Origin of the sequence: Bacillus sp. FJAT-25509, from assembly GCF_001420605.1 — a bacterium.
Classification (GTDB): Bacteria; Bacillota; Bacilli; order Bacillales; family Bacillaceae_G; genus Gottfriedia.
In genome coordinates this window covers 384250-403955 of the sequence record NZ_LJIZ01000016.1, presented here as the reverse complement: position 1 = coordinate 403955, position 19706 = coordinate 384250, and the positions used below count along the sequence as shown (strand labels likewise).

18 protein-coding genes and 1 pseudogene are annotated in these 19706 nt (G+C 34.3%); 17 read left to right on the top strand and 2 right to left on the bottom strand.

What is annotated here, in order from left to right; genetic code table 11:
* Positions 1–29: 29 nt before the first annotated feature.
* The 12 genes from AN960_RS11145 (at position 30) to AN960_RS11090 (ending at position 13233) form a co-directional block, all read left to right on the top strand.
* Positions 30–941 (top strand): aspartate carbamoyltransferase catalytic subunit, encoded by a 912-nt coding sequence (locus AN960_RS11145; protein ID WP_056471023.1) that lies wholly within the window; start codon positions 30–32, stop codon positions 939–941.
* Positions 925–2211 carry a dihydroorotase gene (gene pyrC / locus AN960_RS11140; RefSeq protein ID WP_056471019.1) on the top strand — a complete coding sequence of 429 codons (1287 nt, stop codon included), beginning with the start codon at positions 925–927 and terminating at the stop codon, positions 2209–2211. The genes AN960_RS11145 and pyrC overlap by 17 nt, the downstream gene beginning before the upstream one ends.
* Positions 2208–3308 (top strand): carbamoyl phosphate synthase small subunit, encoded by a 1101-nt coding sequence (locus AN960_RS11135; RefSeq protein WP_056471016.1) that lies wholly within the window; start codon positions 2208–2210, stop codon positions 3306–3308. Before pyrC ends, AN960_RS11135 begins: the two co-directional genes overlap by 4 nt.
* On the top strand, positions 3293–6505 hold the full coding sequence (gene carB, locus AN960_RS11130; RefSeq protein WP_056471015.1) for a carbamoyl-phosphate synthase large subunit: 3213 nt from the start codon (positions 3293–3295) through the stop codon (positions 6503–6505). The genes AN960_RS11135 and carB overlap by 16 nt, the downstream gene beginning before the upstream one ends.
* Entirely contained in the window at positions 6502–7272 is a 771-nt protein-coding gene (locus AN960_RS11125; RefSeq protein ID WP_056471012.1) for a dihydroorotate dehydrogenase electron transfer subunit, read from the top strand. The genes carB and AN960_RS11125 overlap by 4 nt, the downstream gene beginning before the upstream one ends.
* Complete coding sequence (locus AN960_RS11120) at positions 7269–8210, top strand: dihydroorotate dehydrogenase (protein ID WP_056471010.1); 942 nt, start codon at positions 7269–7271, stop codon at positions 8208–8210. The genes AN960_RS11125 and AN960_RS11120 overlap by 4 nt, the downstream gene beginning before the upstream one ends.
* Positions 8182–8895: an orotidine-5'-phosphate decarboxylase gene (gene pyrF, locus AN960_RS11115; protein WP_056471007.1), complete on the top strand. Its 714-nt coding sequence runs from the start codon at positions 8182–8184 to the stop codon at positions 8893–8895. The genes AN960_RS11120 and pyrF overlap by 29 nt, the downstream gene beginning before the upstream one ends.
* Entirely contained in the window at positions 8892–9530 is a 639-nt protein-coding gene (gene pyrE / locus AN960_RS11110; RefSeq protein WP_056471004.1) for an orotate phosphoribosyltransferase, read from the top strand. The genes pyrF and pyrE overlap by 4 nt, the downstream gene beginning before the upstream one ends.
* A gap of 200 nt (positions 9531–9730) precedes the next feature.
* Entirely contained in the window at positions 9731–10276 is a 546-nt protein-coding gene (locus AN960_RS11105; RefSeq protein ID WP_056471002.1) for a DUF1572 family protein, read from the top strand.
* 388 nt (positions 10277–10664) lie between these two features.
* Positions 10665–11387 (top strand): YiiX/YebB-like N1pC/P60 family cysteine hydrolase, encoded by a 723-nt coding sequence (locus AN960_RS11100; RefSeq protein ID WP_056470999.1) that lies wholly within the window; start codon positions 10665–10667, stop codon positions 11385–11387.
* Positions 11388–11453: 66 nt separating this feature from the next.
* Complete coding sequence (locus AN960_RS11095; protein ID WP_056470996.1) at positions 11454–12659, top strand: YycP family beta-propeller protein; 1206 nt, start codon at positions 11454–11456, stop codon at positions 12657–12659.
* Between the two features lie 235 nt (positions 12660–12894).
* Positions 12895–13233, top strand: coding sequence for a hypothetical protein (locus tag AN960_RS11090; protein ID WP_056470994.1), 339 nt, complete (start codon positions 12895–12897; stop codon positions 13231–13233).
* 84 nt (positions 13234–13317) lie between these two features.
* Here the strand turns inward: AN960_RS11090 and AN960_RS24000 are convergent.
* Positions 13318–13636, bottom strand: a pseudogene (locus tag AN960_RS24000) (IS1595 family transposase); the annotation flags it as partial.
* Here AN960_RS24000 and AN960_RS25455 point away from each other — a divergent pair.
* From AN960_RS25455 to AN960_RS11065, 5 genes are all read left to right on the top strand, one after another.
* The gene (locus tag AN960_RS25455; protein WP_502692542.1) at positions 13612–13953 is read left to right on the top strand and encodes a YycP family beta-propeller protein; all 342 of its coding nucleotides are present in this window, start codon (positions 13612–13614) and stop codon (positions 13951–13953) included. The pseudogene AN960_RS24000 and the gene AN960_RS25455 sit on opposite strands and share 25 nt — an antisense overlap.
* Positions 13954–14264: 311 nt before the next feature.
* Positions 14265–16004, top strand: coding sequence for an ABC transporter ATP-binding protein (locus AN960_RS11080; RefSeq protein WP_056470989.1), 1740 nt, complete (start codon positions 14265–14267; stop codon positions 16002–16004).
* Entirely contained in the window at positions 16001–17776 is a 1776-nt protein-coding gene (locus tag AN960_RS11075; RefSeq protein ID WP_056470986.1) for an ABC transporter ATP-binding protein, read from the top strand. The genes AN960_RS11080 and AN960_RS11075 overlap by 4 nt, the downstream gene beginning before the upstream one ends.
* Positions 17777–17918: 142 nt before the next feature.
* On the top strand, positions 17919–18233 hold the full coding sequence (locus tag AN960_RS11070) for a GNAT family N-acetyltransferase (protein ID WP_286131697.1): 315 nt from the start codon (positions 17919–17921) through the stop codon (positions 18231–18233).
* A 113-nt stretch (positions 18234–18346) separates the two neighbouring features.
* Positions 18347–18904, top strand: a complete 558-nt coding sequence (locus tag AN960_RS11065) for a DUF4240 domain-containing protein (RefSeq protein WP_056470983.1) — start codon at positions 18347–18349, stop codon at positions 18902–18904.
* 71 nt (positions 18905–18975) lie between these two features.
* Here AN960_RS11065 and AN960_RS11060 read toward each other — a convergent pair whose 3' ends face one another.
* On the bottom strand, positions 18976–19608 hold the full coding sequence (locus AN960_RS11060; RefSeq protein ID WP_056470980.1) for an NUDIX hydrolase: 633 nt from the start codon (positions 19606–19608) through the stop codon (positions 18976–18978).
* Between the last annotated feature and the right edge of the window lie 98 nt (positions 19609–19706).

Genomic DNA, 19706 nt, shown 5'->3' with positions numbered 1-19706 from the left:
CAGATGAAATTCATTTAGGGGGATGACGGATGAATCATTTATTAACCATGTCTGATTTAACAATCGAAGAAATTCAAGATTTGCTAGAACAAGCACAAAGCTTTGCAAATGGAGAAACAAGCAGCCTGAAACGTCAGACATTTGTTGCAAATTTGTTTTTTGAGAATAGTACGAGAACTCGCTTCAGCTTTGAAGTAGCCCAAAAGAAACTTGGACTTGAAGTCATTAACTTAGCTGTTGAAAGCTCAAGTATTCAAAAAGGTGAAACTTTGTATGATACGGTTAAAACACTTCAGGCAATTGGTGTTGAAGCAGTTGTAATCCGTCATACACAAGACGAGTATTTTCAAGAAATAAAGGATGCAGGAATGCCAATCCTGAATGCCGGCGATGGATGTGGAAATCACCCAACACAATGCCTACTTGACTTACTAACGATCAAACAAGAATTTGGAAGCTTTGAAGGATTAAAAGTAGCAATCGTTGGAGATTTAAGACACTCAAGAGTTGCACGCTCTAATGCTGAAGCACTATCTAGATTAGGTGCAAAAGTATACTTCGCAAGTCCTGATGAATGGAAAGATGATAAAAATACTTATGGAACATATAAAAATTTAGATGAATTAGTCGAAGAAGTTGATGTCATGATGCTATTAAGAGTTCAGCATGAGAGACATGACGAAGAGACAAATCACATAATGGAAAATTACTTACAAAAGCATGGCCTAACGGTTGAAAGAGCAGCAAAAATGAAACCTACAAGCATTATCATGCATCCAGCACCATTTAATCGAGATGTTGAAATTGCAAGTGAACTAGTTGAATGCGAGCGATCAAGAATCTTTAAGCAAATGGAAAACGGAGTATATGTACGAATGGCTGTGTTAAAAAGAGCCTTACCAACAGTATGGGGAGAGATGAAAAATGAAGTACTTGTTTAAAAACGGTGTCATCTTACAAGAAAATGGTGAACTTCTAAATCGAGACGTATTAGTAGTTAATGGAAAAATTTCAGTCATCGCTGCAACAATCGTTGATGAAGATGCGATTCAAATTGAATTAGATGGCAAATTGCTTTCACCAGGTTTAATCGATGTTCATGTGCATCTTCGTGAGCCAGGCGGTGAACATAAAGAGACAATCGAAACAGGTACGAAGGCAGCGGCAAGAGGAGGATTTACTACAATTGCTGCAATGCCAAATACTCGACCAGTACCAGATACACTCGAGCACCTAAGCGCATTAAATAAAAAAATAGAAGAAACAGCAGTCGTAAACGTATTACCATATGCATCAATTACAATCCGACAAGCTGGTGAAGAGCAAACAGACTTTGAAGTCTTAAAAGAAAATGGAGCTTTTGCATTCACAGATGATGGTGTAGGCGTTCAATCTGCTGAAATGATGTACAAAGCAATGCAAAAAGCAGCTGAACTAAATGTCTCAATCGTTGCACACTGTGAAGAAAACACACTGATTCAAAAAGGTTGTGTCCACGAAGGCAAGTTTTCAAAAGAAAATGGTTTAAATGGAATTCCTTCAATTTGTGAAAGTGTTCAAATTGCTCGAGATGTTCTATTAGCTGAAGCTACAGGTTGTCACTATCATGTTTGCCATATCAGTACAAAAGAATCAGTAAGAGTAGTACGCGATGCAAAACGTGCTGGAATTAAAGTAACGGCTGAGGTTTCACCACACCATTTAATTCTTTGTGAAGATGACATCCCAGGCATGGACACAAATTTCAAAATGAATCCTCCATTAAGAAGTGCAGTCGATCGAGAAGCATTAATCGAAGGATTACTTGATGGAACAATCGACATGATCGCAACAGATCATGCACCTCATACTGAAGAGGAAAAAGCTCAGGGGATGCAATTAGCACCGTTTGGAATTGTAGGGCTAGAAACTGCTTTTCCATTATTAAACACTCATTTTGTCGAAACGGGTAAAATGACTTTACAACAAGTAATAGACTTTTTAACAACTAAACCTGCTGAAGTTTTTAACTTAAACAGAGGGAAAATTGAAGTTGGAGCGGTAGCAGACCTAACTGTAATCGACTTAGATTTAGAAGAGGAAATCGATTCAACAACATTCCTTTCAAAAGGTAAAAACACACCATTTAATGGTTGGAACTGTAAAGGTTGGCCAGTAATGACAATGGTAAATGGCAAATTAGTATATGAAAGAGAGGAACTAACAGTATGATGCGTCAATTAATATTAGAAGACGGTACAGTTTTTGTAGGAGAAGGATTTGGTAGCGAAGTTGAAACAACAGGAGAAATCGTATTTACAACAGGTATGACAGGATATCAAGAGGTATTAACTGACCCATCTTACTGTGGACAAATCGTAACATTCACTTTCCCTTTAGTAGGGAACTATGGTATTAACTTAGAGGATTTTGAAAGCATCGTACCAGCAGTACATGGCTTAATTGTAAAAGAATATGCTGAGCATCCATCAAATTTCCGAAACAAAATGAGCTTGGATCAATATTGCAAAGATAAAGGAATTCCAGGTTTAGCAGGAATTGATACACGTATGTTAACGAAAAAACTTCGTGAAGTTGGAACGATGAAAGGTAAATTCTGCAGCATGGAAGCAAATGTTGATGAAGTAGTTGCAGAATTAACAAATACACCACTATTCACAAACCATGTTGAACGAGTTTCAACACAAAAACCTTATAGAAGTCCAGGTAGAGGACACCGAGTAGTATTAGTAGATTTCGGTATGAAACATGGTATTTTAAGAGAATTAACAAACCGTAAATGTGACGTTACAGTTGTGCCTTATAACGTTTCAGCAAAAGAAATATTCTTACTAGCTCCAGATGGAATTATGTTAAGTAATGGACCTGGAGATCCAAAGGATGTTCAAGTAGCAATCGAAATGATTAAAGAAGTAGTAGGTAAAGTACCATTATTCGGAATTTGCTTAGGTCACCAATTATTTGCTCTAGCAAATGGAGGAAATACTTCAAAGCTTAAATTCGGTCACCGTGGTGCGAACCATCCGGTTAAGCATTTAGAAACAGGAAAAGTAGCAATCACTTCACAAAACCATGGTTATGCTGTAGAAACAGAATCAATTGAAGGAACTGACTTAGAAGTAACACATGTTGCACTAAATGATGGAACAGTTGAAGGACTTAAACACAAGACATACCCAGCATTCACAGTACAATATCACCCAGAGGCTTCACCTGGACCAGAAGATGCAAACTACTTATTTGACGAATTTATTAGCATGATGGAAGCACAGAAACGAGAGGGGAACTTACAATGCCAAAACGCGTAGACATAAAAACAATCTTAGTAATCGGATCAGGACCAATCGTAATCGGTCAAGCAGCAGAATTTGACTATGCTGGAACACAGGCTTGTCAGGCATTGAAAGAAGAAGGATACAAAGTAATTCTTGTAAACTCAAACCCTGCAACAATTATGACAGATGTACAAACAGCAGATAAAGTATACATCGAACCACTAACAGTAGATTTCGTTAGTCGAATCATTCGTAAAGAACGACCAGATGCTCTTTTACCAACATTAGGAGGTCAAACAGGACTTAACTTAGCGGTAGAATTAGATAAATCTGGCGTATTAAAAGAGTGTGGAGTAAAAATTTTAGGAACAACTTTAGAAGCGATTAACCGCGCAGAAGATCGCGACCTATTCAGAACATTAATGAACGACTTAAGCGAGCCAGTACCAGAAAGTGAAATCATTCATACTTTAGAAGAAGCATATGACTTCGTAGAAGAAATTGGCTACCCAGTTATCGTAAGGCCTGCCTTTACTCTTGGAGGAACAGGCGGAGGAATTTGTAATGATGAAGAAGATTTAAAAGAAATCGTAGCAAGCGGATTAAAAAATAGCCCAGTAACACAATGTTTATTAGAAAAAAGTATCGCTGGTTTTAAAGAAATCGAATATGAAGTAATGCGTGATGCAAATGACCATGCGATTGTTGTATGTAACATGGAAAACATCGACCCAGTTGGTGTTCACACAGGAGATTCAATCGTAATCGCTCCTTCTCAAACGTTAAGTGATCGTGAATATCAAATGTTACGAAATGTATCATTAAAAATCATCCGTGCTTTAGGAATTGAAGGTGGATGTAACGTACAGCTTGCACTAGATCCAGATAGCTTCCAATACTATGTAATCGAAGTAAATCCACGTGTATCACGTTCAAGTGCGTTAGCTTCAAAAGCAACAGGCTACCCGATTGCAAAATTAGCAGCGAAAATCGCAGTAGGCTTAACACTAGATGAAATGATTAACCCAGTTACTAAGAAAACTTATGCTTGCTTCGAGCCAGCATTAGACTATATCGTATCAAAAATTCCACGTTGGCCATTTGATAAGTTTGAAACTGCAAACCGTCAGTTAGGAACTCAAATGAAAGCAACTGGAGAAGTAATGGCAATCGGTAGAACACTTGAAGAGTCATTATTAAAAGCGGTTCGCTCACTAGAATTAGGAGTAAATCACATCGAACTTAACGCAGTAAAAGAACTGTCTAAAGAAGAAATGATTGCTCGCATGGCAAAAGCTGACGATGAAAGACTATACATTGTTGCTGAAGCAATGAGAACAGGTATGACGATAGAAGAAATACACGATATTACAAAAATTGATTTCTTCTTCCTACACAAAATTGAAAACATCATTAAAATGGAAAAACAAATTAAAGAAAACCATTTTGAACTAGATGTACTGTTAAAAGCTAAGAAAATGGGCTTTAGTGATGATTACATCGCATTAGAATGGAATGCAACAAATAAAGAAATATACGAATTTAGAAAACAAAATCAAATCATACCAGTATATAAAATGGTTGATACATGTTCGGCAGAGTTTGAATCTACAACACCATACTTCTACGGAACATACGAAATCGAAAATGAATCAATTGTAACAGATAAGAAGAGCGTAGTAGTTCTTGGATCTGGTCCAATTCGAATCGGTCAAGGGATCGAGTTTGACTATGCAACAGTACATTGTGTAAGAGCAATTAAAGAAGCTGGATACGAAGCAATCATTATAAACAACAACCCAGAAACAGTTTCAACTGACTTCAGTATCTCAGACAAACTATATTTCGAGCCATTAACAATTGAAGACGTAATGCACATTATCGATTTAGAAAAACCGATGGGAGTAGTTGTTCAATTCGGTGGTCAAACAGCAATCAACCTTGCAGGTAAATTAGTAGAACGTGGTGTAAAAATTCTTGGAACTTCACTTGAGGATTTAGATCGTGCTGAAGACAGAGACAAGTTTGAAGAAGCACTTCAAAAATTAGGTGTACCACAACCTCTTGGTAAAACAGCAATGACACCTGAAGAAGCAGCTGCAATCGCTGATGAAATTGGTTACCCAGTATTAGTAAGACCATCTTATGTACTAGGTGGACGTGCAATGGAGATTGTATACCACCGTGAAGAAATTCTTCACTACATGCAAAATGCAGTTAAAATCAATCCAGAACATCCAGTATTAGTCGACCGTTACTTAACTGGTAAAGAAATTGAAGTAGATGCAATCTCTGACGGAATCGATGTATATATCCCAGGTATTATGGAGCATATCGAACGAGCTGGAGTTCACTCAGGAGATTCAATCGCAGTATATCCTACACAAAATGTATCAGAAGCTGCGAAACAAAAATTAATCGATTATACAATCAAACTAGCTAAAGGTTTAAATATTAAAGGATTACTTAACATCCAGTTTGTTGTTACAGATAAAGATGAAGTATTCGTACTAGAAGTAAACCCAAGATCAAGCCGTACAGTACCATTCTTAAGTAAAATTACAAACGTACCAATGGCGAATATCGCAACAAAAGTTATCTTAGGTCAAACATTAGCTTCATTCGGATATGCAACAGGCTACCATCCAGAAGGAAATGAAGTATATGTAAAAGCACCAGTGTTCTCATTCGCTAAACTACGCTCAGTAGATATAACATTAGGCCCTGAAATGAAATCAACTGGAGAAGTAATGGGGAAAGATGTAAGTCTTCAAAAAGCATTATACAAAGCTTTAGTAGCTGCTGGAATGCAAATCCCAACTCACGGATCAGTGATCATTACAGTAGCTGATAAAGATAAAGAAGAAGTAGTTAATATCGCAAAACGCTTCCATGAAATTGGATTTACAGTATTCGGTACGGAAGGAACTAAAAATCACTTAGAAAACCACGGTGTACCAGTAAAAGCGGTAAACAAAATTAACGAGCATGAAGACAATATGCTAGATATGATCAAGCGTGGAGATGCACAGTTTGTTATCAATACGTTAACAAAAGGTAAAAAACCAGCTCGTGATGGATTCAGAATTCGTCGTGAATCAGTTGAAAACGGAGTAGTTTGCTTAACTTCACTAGATACAGCAAATGCAATATTATCAGTAATTGAAAGCTTAACATTCTCAACTTCTGCACTACCAAACAAAGAAATGAAGGCTGGCGTATTAGTATGATAAAAAAAGAACTCATGACAATTGTCTCAAACAGAGAAATTGCCCATCAAATTGTCGAAATGACATTAAAAGGTGAACTAGTTCAGGAGATGCACTCTCCTGGGCAGTTTGTCCATATAAAAGTGACTGGTGGACTAACGCCACTATTAAGAAGACCAATCAGTATATGTTCGATCGACAAAGAGAAAAGTGAGTTCACGATGATATTCCGCGCAGAAGGTGAAGGAACTAAGCTTTTAAAAGAAGCAAGCGTTGGACAACAAGTTGATGTATTAGGTCCTCTTGGTCAAGGTTACGATGTTGAAACTCTTTCAGAAGGAGATACAGCACTACTAGTTGGTGGTGGAATTGGTGTACCTCCGATGTATGAACTTTCAAAGCAATTTAAAGCTCGTGGTGTAAATGTAATTCATGTATTAGGATTTGCTTCAAGCAATGTAGCTTTTTATGAAAAAGAATTTTCAGAATTAGGACCAACCTTTATGGCAACAGTTGATGGAACTCTAGGTACAAAAGGTTTTGTAACTGATGTAATTCGTGAAAAAGAACTTCAATTTGATCAATACTTTGCATGTGGTCCAACTGTGATGTTAAAGGCTTTACAACAGCAATATAAAGGTATGAAGGATGGCTATATATCACTTGAAGAACGAATGGGCTGTGGAATCGGAGCTTGTTTCGCATGTGTATGCCATACTGAAGACGGGTCATATCGTAAAATTTGTAGCGATGGACCAGTATTCCAAGCTGAGGAGGTAGTACTATGATTTCATTACAAACAAAACTTCCTGGCTTAGATTTAAAAAATCCTATTATGCCAGCTTCTGGTTGCTTCGGTTTTGGTAGAGAGTTCGCAAATCTTTACGATCTAAGTATTCTTGGAGCTATTATGATAAAAGCAACAACAGTTGAAACCAGGTACGGAAATGAAACACCTCGTGTAGCAGAAACTCAGGCGGGGATGTTAAATGCGATTGGACTTCAAAATCCTGGTTTAGAAAAAGTAATAAACGGTGAATTAAAATGGTTATCAAATTATGATGTACCAATCGTTGCAAACATTGCTGGATCAACTATTGATGACTATGTAACAGTCGCAAAAGAGATTTCCAAAGTAAGTAATGTAAAAGCACTAGAATTAAACATTTCTTGTCCAAACGTAAAATGCGGTGGGATTGCATTTGGAACGGATGCTGCAACAGCGGCTGAAGTAACAAAAAAAGTAAAAGAAGTAAGCGAAGTTCCACTTTACGTAAAATTATCTCCAAATGTAACGAATATTGTTGAAATCGCAAAAGCAATTGAAAATGCAGGAGCAGATGGATTAACAATGATTAATACATTACTTGGGATGAGACTTGATTTAAGAACTGGTAAACCAATACTAGCTAATAAAACTGGTGGATTATCAGGTCCTGCAATAAAACCTGTAGCGATTCGTATGATTCATGATGTGAGTCAAGTAGTAAACATCCCAATCATCGGAATGGGTGGGGTTATGAATGCAGAAGATGCACTAGAGTTCTTCCTAGCAGGAGCAAGTGCAATCGGTGTAGGTACGGCAAACTTCGTTGATCCATTTGTTTGTCCAACAATTATAGATGAACTACCTGAAGTACTACACAAATACGGATATCAATCAATTGAAGAATGTATTGGAAGGAGCTGGAAACAACATGTCATCACAAGTGGTCATCGCGCTTGATTTTTCATCAAAAGATGAAGTAATGAATTTTGTAAAAAAATTTCAAAAGTCTCTATATGTAAAGGTAGGGATGGAGCTATTTTACAAAGAGGGTCCAGCGATCATAAAGGAATTAAAAGAATTAGGACATCAAATCTTCCTAGATTTGAAACTTCATGATATTCCAAATACAGTAAAACACGCAATGAAAAATATCGCCTCTCTAGAAGTAGACATGGTTAATGTTCATGCAGCTGGTGGAACGAAAATGATGAAGGCAGCATTAGAAGGTCTAGAAGAAGGCACTCCAGCTGGTAAAAAAAGACCATTACTAATAGCTGTGACACAACTGACAAGTACCTCAGAAGAACAAGTAATCCATGAACAAGGAATATCTTCTTTACAAGATTCGATTAAACTATATGCTGCGATAACAGAAGAAAGCGGTCTTGACGGTGTAGTTTGCTCTCCACTTGATGTAGAGTTAGTGCAAGCAGCAGTTGAAGGTGAGAACTTCCTTACTGTAACACCTGGTATTCGACTAGCAGATAATAGTGTAGATGATCAAGTACGTGTAACAACACCAGCGAAAGCTAGACAATTTGGAAGTAGCTATATTGTAGTAGGACGCAGTATTACAAAAAGCGAAAATCCAGTAGAAGCATATGAAGAAGTAATTGCACAATGGGAGGGCGTAACAATATGAAAAAGAATATCGCAGCAAACTTATTAAGCATTGGGGCAGTAAGTCTACAACCTGAAACTCCATTTACTTGGGCATCAGGAATCAAATCTCCAATCTATTGTGATAATCGCCTAACTCTTGGCTATCCAGAAATTCGTAAAAACATTGCAAAAGGCTTAGTTGAACTAATCCAAACTAAATTTGGTAACGTAGATGTAATCGCTGGAACTGCAACTGCTGGAATTCCACACGCAGCATGGACAAGTGATTTAATGGAATTACCAATGGTTTATGTACGTAGCTCTGCAAAAGGCCACGGCAAAGGAAACCAAATCGAAGGCCCAATCACAGCCGGACAAAAAGTAGTAGTTGTAGAAGACCTAATCTCAACTGGCGGCAGCGTAATCACATGCGTTGAAGCTTTACGCGAAGCGGGCTGCGAAGTACTAGGAGTAGTCTCAATCTTCACATACAATCTTCCAGCGGCAGTAGAGAAGTTCGATGCAAACGACGTAACATACTACTCTTTAACTGACTATGACACACTAGTTGAAGTAGCAAAAGAACAAGGATCAATCGAAGCAGAACATGTAGCAAAACTAACTGCATGGAGAAAAAATCCACAAGACGCTAGTTGGATGACTGTTGAAGTTTAATACTTAGAGTAGAAAAGATGACTTTTTAGAGTCATCTTTTTTTTGTGGGGTGAAGTTATATATTTGGACTGCAGATAATGTGGACGAAAGTGCATTCTTTCACACCTTAAACCCAAACAAATTATTTGATAAATAATTAATAAGTTTTTAAACTATTCATACAATTGATTGAAAGTAACTTTAAAATTGGAGGTTCAAATATGTCAATCGCAAAGCAATTTCTTACGAATAGTTTAATGGAATTCAAAGGGATAAAAAAGCTTGGTGACCGTTCGATGGATCAGCTAAATAATGAGGAGTTACACTTGCACCCATCTAGTGAATCGAATAGTATTTCCATAATTGTAAGGCATTTAAGTGGTAATATGATTTCTAGATGGACGGATTTTCTCACGACGGATGGTGAAAAATCATGGAGAAATCGTGACGTTGAATTTGAGGGGATATACCAAACAAAGGATGAGTTGTTAGCAGATTGGAATAAAGGATGGAATGTTGTTTTTAACACACTAGAGAGTCTACAAGAAGAAGACGTATTAAAAACGATTAAAATTCGTGGTGAAGACCATACTGTTTTACAAGCAATACATAGACAAATTAGTCATTACGGAAGTCATATTGGTCAAATTGTTTATATAGCTAAGTTAATAAAAAATGATGAATTTAAGAGTTTGAGTATTCCAAAAGGGAAATCTCAAGAATTCTTAGAGTACAAACTGAATGAATCAAAAAAATCTACGACTTAGGTTGTAGATTTTTTTACGCATTAAGAAAGTATAAATTGGCAGCTGTGAAGTAAGCTCGTCGTTGTAGCCAATTTTAGTAAAAATATAATTGCAACTACGCCCTCTATCTTCGCCTGAAAGCTTTCAAATTTGCGAGTTTTCTTTAAAAATTTCTAGCTTTATCTTTCACTTTACCCTGTACTTTTATGGACTGAAATATGTTTATCCACATTTCAAGAAAATAAAAAGTGTCACAAAAGAGACTAAAATTTAGTAAATTTTAGTAAAGTTTTCCATATATAATATTCTTGTATAGAATTGTGATGAATGATTCGACAGCTAAAATGATAAACTTCAGATCACGCTCTATTTCAAATATAGAAAATTATTTGTAAAAGGAGACGATTAAATGAAAAAATTAATCGGAGTAAGTGTCTTATCAGCTAGTTTAGTCCTAACTGCAACACCTATTAGCTATGCTAATACAAACGATTTACCTTATGTAAACGAAATTTTAGAAATGCAACCAAATGTTACAGAAAAAGAATTATTAAATGATGTAAAATCAATCACTAAAAAGACAGGTGATAAGAAAGAAGTTATATTAGAACAACTTTTTAATGAGCTTAAACAAAACGAAGCCCAAGGGCTGTCAGAAAAAAGGAAAGCTAGGGGAGCTAGTGGTGGTACTGTAAAGGTTGGAACAGGAGTAAAAGGCCAGATTTACTATACGGCATCGGAAACTGCTTATTTAAATCATGGACATGTAGGAATGTATTATACTGCTGAAACTGTAGTCGAATCTGTTCCAGGAAAGGGAGTTCGTACATTAAATTACCTTAAAAGACTAGTAGATAAAGGAGATGCGCAAGTTAGATCAGTTAATACTACAACTGCTAAACGTAATGCAGCTGCCGATTGGGCATACAGTCGAGTAGGTAAAGATGATTACTCTTACAATTTTGCAACTAACCGTAAAACAGATCATTATGGTAAAAAAAATTGTGCAAAGTTAGTCTGGTCTGCATATAAGTTAAAAGCGGACTTAGATTTAGATAAAGACAAAGGATCAGGTGTATATCCGAGGGATGTACGTGATGCAAAAGATACAACGCTAGTCCGTAAAATATAAATTTTATAAGGCAATAAGTTGAACAGTTTGACTTATTGCCTTTTAGTATAGTTTAAGGAGAAAAATATGAAAAGAAGATATAAAACTATCATACTATGTTTAACTTGCTTACTGGTTATTTTTAGTTGTTATTTTATTTTTAATAAAATAAGAGTTTCTCCATTTATTGTAAAAGAGGAGACCATTCGAAAGAATAACTTTTTAAATGATAAACAAGCCGTCTTATATTATTCTTCTACAGCGGACCAAGATATGGATGGTAGAGGGAAAAGTATCGCGATCTTTGTTGATGATGACGGTGTAGCAAGAGGGTATAAAATGAAAGGATTAGAACTTGGTAGTGTTGCTTTAGGAGAAAAAGGTCTTTTATTAATGGATAAAGAAACACTACGCTTAATTGGTCATCAATATAAAGAAGTTAAAATGGAGTATCAACATACAGGAGATCTAACAGGATATCTAAAAAGTTCAAATCTTTATTTTACTATTTTTAATTCAGGTTTTGTAAAAAATGGTTATGCTTCAAATGTATTATATGGGAATGAGAAAGGATTTGAAAAAGGAAATATCCCCCATTTTATTTCAACATCGGGTGTTGATAAAAATGAAATACTTATTTTAACAGAAGATATTGAGAAAAATACTGCTCATTTACGTAAAGTTGTTTTCGACGACAACAAACTAATAATAAAAGATTTAATTCAGCTTAAAAACCGATCTGGTTATAATAGTTACAATCCTAGCTCACAGATTATTAGTGATGAAAATTATTACTACATGGTACTTGAGGAAAGGAAAGAAGGGAATTTGAAGGATGAAAATGTAGTACTAGTTCGAATAAATAAGAAAACATTAAAGCAAGAAATGATCACACTTGTTTCCTATAAAAATAAAACCATCAATCAATTGACCGCAAAAATTCCTTACAGCACTGATCATTCGATCTATATTTATGGTAAGGAGCTTTTCTGCGCAAATGGGCTAGGTGATGTTTACACAGTGGACACTACTAATAATAGAGTCAAAAAGAAATTTACAATTGAAAATCCACGAAAAGGCCCGTATCGCTATGGAGAACAAACATATTTCAAAAATGATTCAATGTTTGTCGTAAGGTATGATTCAAAAAAGAAAGTTAAATATTACTTTGAACAATATTCTTTAGTTTCCGGCAAAAAAACAAATGAAGTTAAAATGCATGGAGTAGATGAAATTTTGTCTTCAGTAAAAGGGAAGTCAGTTCATTCATACGATTTTAAAATATTGAAATAAATAAATAATAATTGCATTTTAGTATAGTCTAGGAGAAAAAATGAAAAGAAAATATAAAACTATCATACTATGTTTAACTTGCTTACTTGTTGTTTTCAGTTGTTATTTTACTGTTAATAAATAAGAGTTTTGCCATTTATTGTAAAGGCTCTTTTCGTAAAATTTGTTGTTTTTTTAATGAATAATTTTATAAATTTACCCTTTTTTGTGTAAAAACACTAAGGGGTAATTTCAAATGAATGGAGGAATGTTTATGAAGAATTTCCTTGCAATAATATTACCAAGTATAGTTTTATTTGCATTTATATGGATAGATTCTATGTTTCCTGAAAGTAAATATATTATTTTAGGAATATATTTACTCTTCCCAATAATATTCATTATTCAGGGTATTATTTATTCAAATTCAAAAGGAAGTATGATAGTTGGCTTCTCGCTATCAACTGTTGCAGTTATTCTACCTATTTCAATATGGTATAATATAGGAAATATAGTTACTCCAGTAATCATATATCTATTATTAGGAATGTTATCATTCTATTTATTCAGGAAAATTAAATATAAGTCAGTCTAAAAAGTTGATATGACAAAAAAGAATTTTACTTTTTGGTATTTCAAATATAACCCATTATAAGTCGTCAATTGAGGGCTTTTTCCTTTATGAAAAACCTTTTAAAATGTTGACGGTAGTATAATTGGATTTTTGACACGCTGAAATAAGCATGTGTTCGACTCGATTTTCAAATGCCACATTGTTCCCCAAATCAAGCCAGCGGTACCAGAATAGGTAGTTATCCAAATATTTTGTCGCAACTCCTAGAAAACGCTCTATCCACTTTTTCAAGCGATTATGAAAGTTGTTAACGTGTTGAATGTGGTAAAGTCCCTTCTTTACACGCTGTATTTGTCGCTCAATGTAATCCTTTTATCTTAGCGAACTTTTTATAATTCGTTGCCGTATCAGTGCATAACAAAGACAACTAGTAATAGAGTCAAAAAGAAATTTACAATTGAAAATCCACGAAAAGGTCCGTATCGCTATGGAGAGCAAACATATTTCAAAAATGATTCAATGTTTGTGGTAAATTATGATTCAAAAAAGAAAGTTAAATATTATTTTGAACAATATTCTCTGGGAACTGGCAAAAAAACAAAGGTAGTTCAAATGAATGGAGTAGATGAAATTTTGTCGTCAGTAAAAGGGAAATCAGTTCATTCATACGATTTTAAAATATTGAAAGAGAAAAAGGAAAAATTATTTCATAAGTCTACATTATATATCTTCAAAAAATAAAAAATCTTAAAATCTACGACTTAAGTTGTAGATTTTTTTTATGTCCCTAAAGACTAATAGTGTACGAATGTTCAATCTATTTAATGAAGAAATAGATTAATTGAAAGATTAGAATGTATTTGAGACCAGAGAAAAGGAATAACGAAGAATTTTAGGATAGGGAAGAGGTACTGGGAGAATCATTTTAAACCACATAAAAATAACTCAACGATTCTTTTACACATGCATTACTTTAATCCTGGTAAAAATTTTAATAGTGAAAATAGTTCGAAAATATTGTAAAATGTTACAGGTTAGGGGGATGGCAATAGATGAAAATTTTAATCGAAACAATTAATCATTTTAAACCGTATTGGAAAGTATTTCTAGTTGCTTTTGTATGTTCATTAATTGCTGGCGCATTTGCGATTATTCCGCCGATTTTGACTGGTAAATTGGTCGATGAGATTATTGGTGGTCCTGATTCAAAAATTATTTTTTATTTAATTTTAGGGATTATGCTCGCATTCTTATTTAAGGTCGGTTTTGAATCATTACAAGAATTTATTCAAGTAAAAATTGGTCTAGATGTAATTACAGATATGCAATTACGTGCATTTACAAAGCTTCAAAAAGCACCAATGACGTTTTTTTCAACAACACCTCGGGGAGATATGTTATATAGGTTAACGCATGATGTAGAATCTGTTCAAAACTTGAATAATACAGTTGTACCACGTTTTATTCAACAAGTAATTGCAGCTATTGCAGCATTTATAGCGGTGTTTCCGTTGTATTGGCCTGCTGCAGTCGTCATGCTAGTTGTATTTGCAATTTATTTAGTTCCTTCTTTTATGATTGGTAAAAAAGTAAGAAAAATGGGAGCTATAGCTCGTGATATGAGTGCTGATTTGTATAATCATACTCAAGAAAGTATTGAGTCAGTTCGTTTAGTGAGAACTTTTCAAACGCAGGATATTGAAAATAAAAAATTAGAAGATAAATTGTCTGTTTGGAAAAGATTTGCTATTCGCTTGGCTTTAATTGGGAAGGTTAATTGGCGTTTAGGAAATGTGATTAATAATGGTGCACCTGGGGTCATTATGTTGATTGGTGGATATTCGATTTGGCAGCATGAAATTACAATTGGTACTTTAATCGCCGTTTTAGGATTTATCCCAACAATGTTTATGCCAGTACGCTCTTTAGCTGAAAATGCGTTAACAATTCAACAAGCAATTCCAGCACTTCAAAGAATTTATGAGTATTTTGATTTGCCTGCAGAACAGCCTGATGATTTACCGAAATTTGGAGAAGTGAAAGGTGATCTAGACGTTAAAAATGTTCGTTTTACGTATCCAAATTCAACTGAAGAAGTATTAAAAGATGTTTCGTTCTCAATGAAAGCTGGTCAACATATTGGGATTGTTGGTTCCAGCGGTGGAGGAAAAAGTACTTTAATTCAGTTATTACTCGGATTATACCAGCCTTCTTCAGGTTCAATTTTTGTTGATCGTAAAGATTTATCTTCACATGATTATCAATCATTACGCCAAAATATTGGAGTCGTTTCTCAGGAGACTTTCCTTTTAAATAGTACATTAAAGCAAAATTTACTTTATGCTAAACCGAATGCAACAGATGAAGAACTTAAACTTGCTGTTGAAGCAGCGGACTTATCTGATTTAGTTGAGTCACTACAAGAGGGTTTTGAAACGATTGTTGGTGAAAGAGGGCTAAAATTATCTGGTGGTCAAAGACAACGAGTAGCTCTTGCAAGAGCAATTTTACGTCATCCTCCAGTGTTAATTTTCGATGAGGCTACATCATCATTAGATGGAGAAACAGAGGAAAAGGTACAATCATCGCTTGAAAAGTTAATTCCAGGTCGTACAACAATTACGATCGCACATCGACTTGTAACAGTAAAGGATGCTGATTGTATTTTATTATTAGATAAAGGGCGTATTGCTGAACAAGGAACACATGAAGAATTATTATCATTAAAAGGTCAGTACTATCAATTATATATGGCACAATACAGTGAACTAGAAAAGGAGAATGCTGTATGATGCAGAAAAATACAAAAAAAATAGGTGATGGAAAAAGAGTCATAAACTTTCTCAAGCCTCATAAAAAATGGGTATTTGCAGATTCATTCGTAATTGCTTTAAGTCAAGTTTGTGCAGCATTAATACCTACTCTAGGAACGGGTTGGTTAATTGATCATATAATTCCAAACCATGATAATGCACTATTATGGGGATTAATGTGGTTGCTTTTAATTGCTGCAATTCTTGATTTAATTTTAATGGTCATTGATGAGTATTTTTGCCATCATATTGCTAAATCTGTTACAAACTGGCAAAAACTACGCTTATTTAAGCACTTGCAAATTTTACCTTATTCATATTTTCATCAATCTAAATCTGGTGAATTATTAGCTCGAGTTTCTGATGACCCAGATACACTTCATAACTTTTTAGCTTGGGAAGGCTCTACTTTTATGGCTTCTGTTCAAGGAGTATTTATATATAGTATTGTTTTACTTTGGATTAATCCTTATTTAATGATTACTAGTGTTGTTTTAGGTGTTTTATTTTATTGGACGTCCAATAAAGTCGGAGCTCGTACTAGAATTGCTTCGGCTAAAGCTAGAATGGAAGCGTCACGTTATTTAGAAAGATTACGAGAATCAGTAACAGGGATCCAACTTTCGAGAATTCTTGGTGCAACGGATTATGAAATTCAAAGTGTTGCAGATATTCGTAAATCATTTATTAAAGAATCAATTATCGAATTAAAAGCAAGAATGCAATCAATTGTCGTAATCGGTAGCTATAATGGATTTGCTTTAGCAGCTGTCTATATTATAAGTGTTTTACTGATTTCAAATGATCAAATCACAACGGGACAAATGTATACGGCAGGTGGACTTGTGACCATTGCGGCTAATGAAATTCAAAGAATGCTAAGAAACTGGTTATCAGTACGTAGAACTGGTCCTGCATTAGATCGTTCTGAAAAATTATTAGCTGAAGAAGTTTCAGAATTTGAAGTACAAGAAGGTGAAAAATTAAATTCTGTTAATGGGTTAATTGAATTTAAAGATGTTAAATTTGCCTATCCAACGAAGGAAGAATTCGTGTTAAATGGATTGTCATTTCATGTGAAACCAGGGGAAGCAGTGGCTGTAGTAGGACCGAGTGGTGCTGGAAAATCAACAATTGTAGATTTATTATTAGGTTTTTATCCATTAAATAATGGAACAATAGAAGTAGATGGTTTACCAATTGAAAAAGCAAATGCAAAGTGGATCAGGGATGCGATCTCGTTCGTTTCGCAAGATGTACAGTTAAGAAATGGTAGTTTAGCTGATAATATTCGTATAGGAAATGAATTAGTGACAAATGAAGAAATGATTCAGGCTTTAAAAGATAGTGGATTATCAGACTATCTAAATTCATTACCAGAAGGTTTAGAATCATCAATTGGTGAACGAGGTGCACTATTATCTGGCGGTCAAAAACAAAGATTATCGTTAGCAAGAGCTTTAGTTAAAAACTCTCCTATACTTATTCTAGATGAAGCAAGTTCGGCTTTAGATCCGATTACAGAGTTACAAATAAATGAAGCAATTCAACAGCGAAAATCAAAACAATCTGTCATCGTAATTTCACATCGACTATCTACCGTATTAACAGCGGACAGAATTGTTGTACTAGAAAATGGGAAAGTAGTCGAAGAAGGTACACATCATTCTTTATTAGAAAAAGATGGCGTATATTCAAGATTATTTAAAAGAGAAGCTGAAACTGGTGAAAATGTCATTAGTGTATCGTAAAAAAATAAAAAGGAGTGTTAGAATGACTAATATTTCAATAAAACTTTACGAAACAAAAGAAGAGTTAAGAAAAGGCTTTGGCGTATTAAAACAACTTCATACTCACTTAAATTAAGAATCATTTTTTACTTTGTACGAAGAAATGAAACAACAAGGCTATCAATTATTTGGGTTAGAAGATCAAGGAGTGACGGTTGCAGTCGCTGGTATTAGTATTTTAACAAATTTCTATAACGGTAGACATGTATTTGTTTACGATTTAGTGACAGATGAAAGTAAACGCTCAAATGGATACGGAAAGAAATTACTAGATTTTATTTCTGATTTTGGAAAAAGAAATGGTTGTCAATTAGTAACGCTACAATCCGGTGTCCAAAGAATTAATGCGCATCGTTTTTATGAACATAAAATGGAGAATAAGAAGCTTTCTTATTCTTTTAGTAAAGATATTGAATAAACTTAAAAACCCTAATGATTTAGGGTTTTTTATTCTATATATATAAAATAAACAAGGAACATGTATGATAAAATTAAAATTGTTTTGTTAACTTGAAGTAGGGGGAGTAATCCGTGAATAGAAAAGAGTTTTGGAGTTTAGTTGAAGAGTCTAATAATAAAGAAGATCAAGCTGAATGGTTAATTGAGGATTTAAGTAAAAAAGACTTAAATGAAATTGTGGATTTCGAATTGCATTTTCAAGGTTTAATGAATGAGAGTTATCAATCAAGATTATGGGCAGCTGCGTATATATTAATGGGTGGAAGTTCAGATGATACATTTGATTATTTTAGAGGTTGGCTAATTGGTCAAGGTGAAGAAATTTATCACAAAGTAATGGAAAATCATGAGTTTTTGGCAAATTACATAAATGATGAAAATCTTGATGAAGAAGGCTATCCTCAAAATGAAGAATTATTAAATGTAGGACAAGATGCATATACGTTAGTAAAAACAGGTGATATTGAGTGGGACGATGAAAGTTATGATGAGTTGTTAGAAAAACTGGAACAAAAAGGTCTGATGCCTGCAAGCGAGATGGAATTTGATTGGGATGAAGAAGATTCTGATGGTTTAGAAGCGATGTTTCCAAAATTATGGGCAAGATTTGGTGAAAATCCATTAGGATAAAAATTATTGTTTTCTTTTAGGGAAATTATAGATATAACTAAGAGCCCTTTAAAAATTAAGGGCTCTTAAAATTAGAATTCACTATGTATATGTTTTTTTATTAATTCAACAACATCTAAAAGATAATTACTTTCATGTGAAACAAACTGATTTTTATCTACAGATTTTTGAATTTGAATTTTTTCCTCTGTTTCAGTAATTTGAAAACCATCAACTTCAACTGTATCTCTTAATCCATGTGCGAATTGATAAAATTGGTTAAAATCAGCTTTCACGATCCCTGAAACTTCTTCTTTTTGTAGGTTGAAATCAGTAAAAGGTTTATTGCTTTTTAGTAAAAAAACATGACTCAATTCATGATCATTAATCGTTTCTAAAATGATCGAATTTTTAATGATGCCCAGAGGGATTACATCTTCCATTTTTACTTCTATTCCAAGTTCTTCTTTTACTTCTCTTAATCCATCTTGAACTGTTTCAGTAGATAATAAATGACCAGCAGCGGTAATATCAAATAAATTCGGATAATCCTTTTTTTGATGACTACGGATTTGAAAATAAATTGAAGCTTGGTCTTCTACTATACTAAGTAACCAGCAATGAAATGTTTCGTGCCATAATCCTTTTTTATGTACTTCACTTCGAGAGGCTTCGCCTATATGATTACCAGATTCATCAAAAATTTTAAGTAATTCTTCTTTCATTTAACTAACCACCTTGTATTTGATCTATGAACCATGTACTTCATTATAAAATAAATTTTGTCGGATTGAAGAATATTTTGATTAATCAAGATAATTCT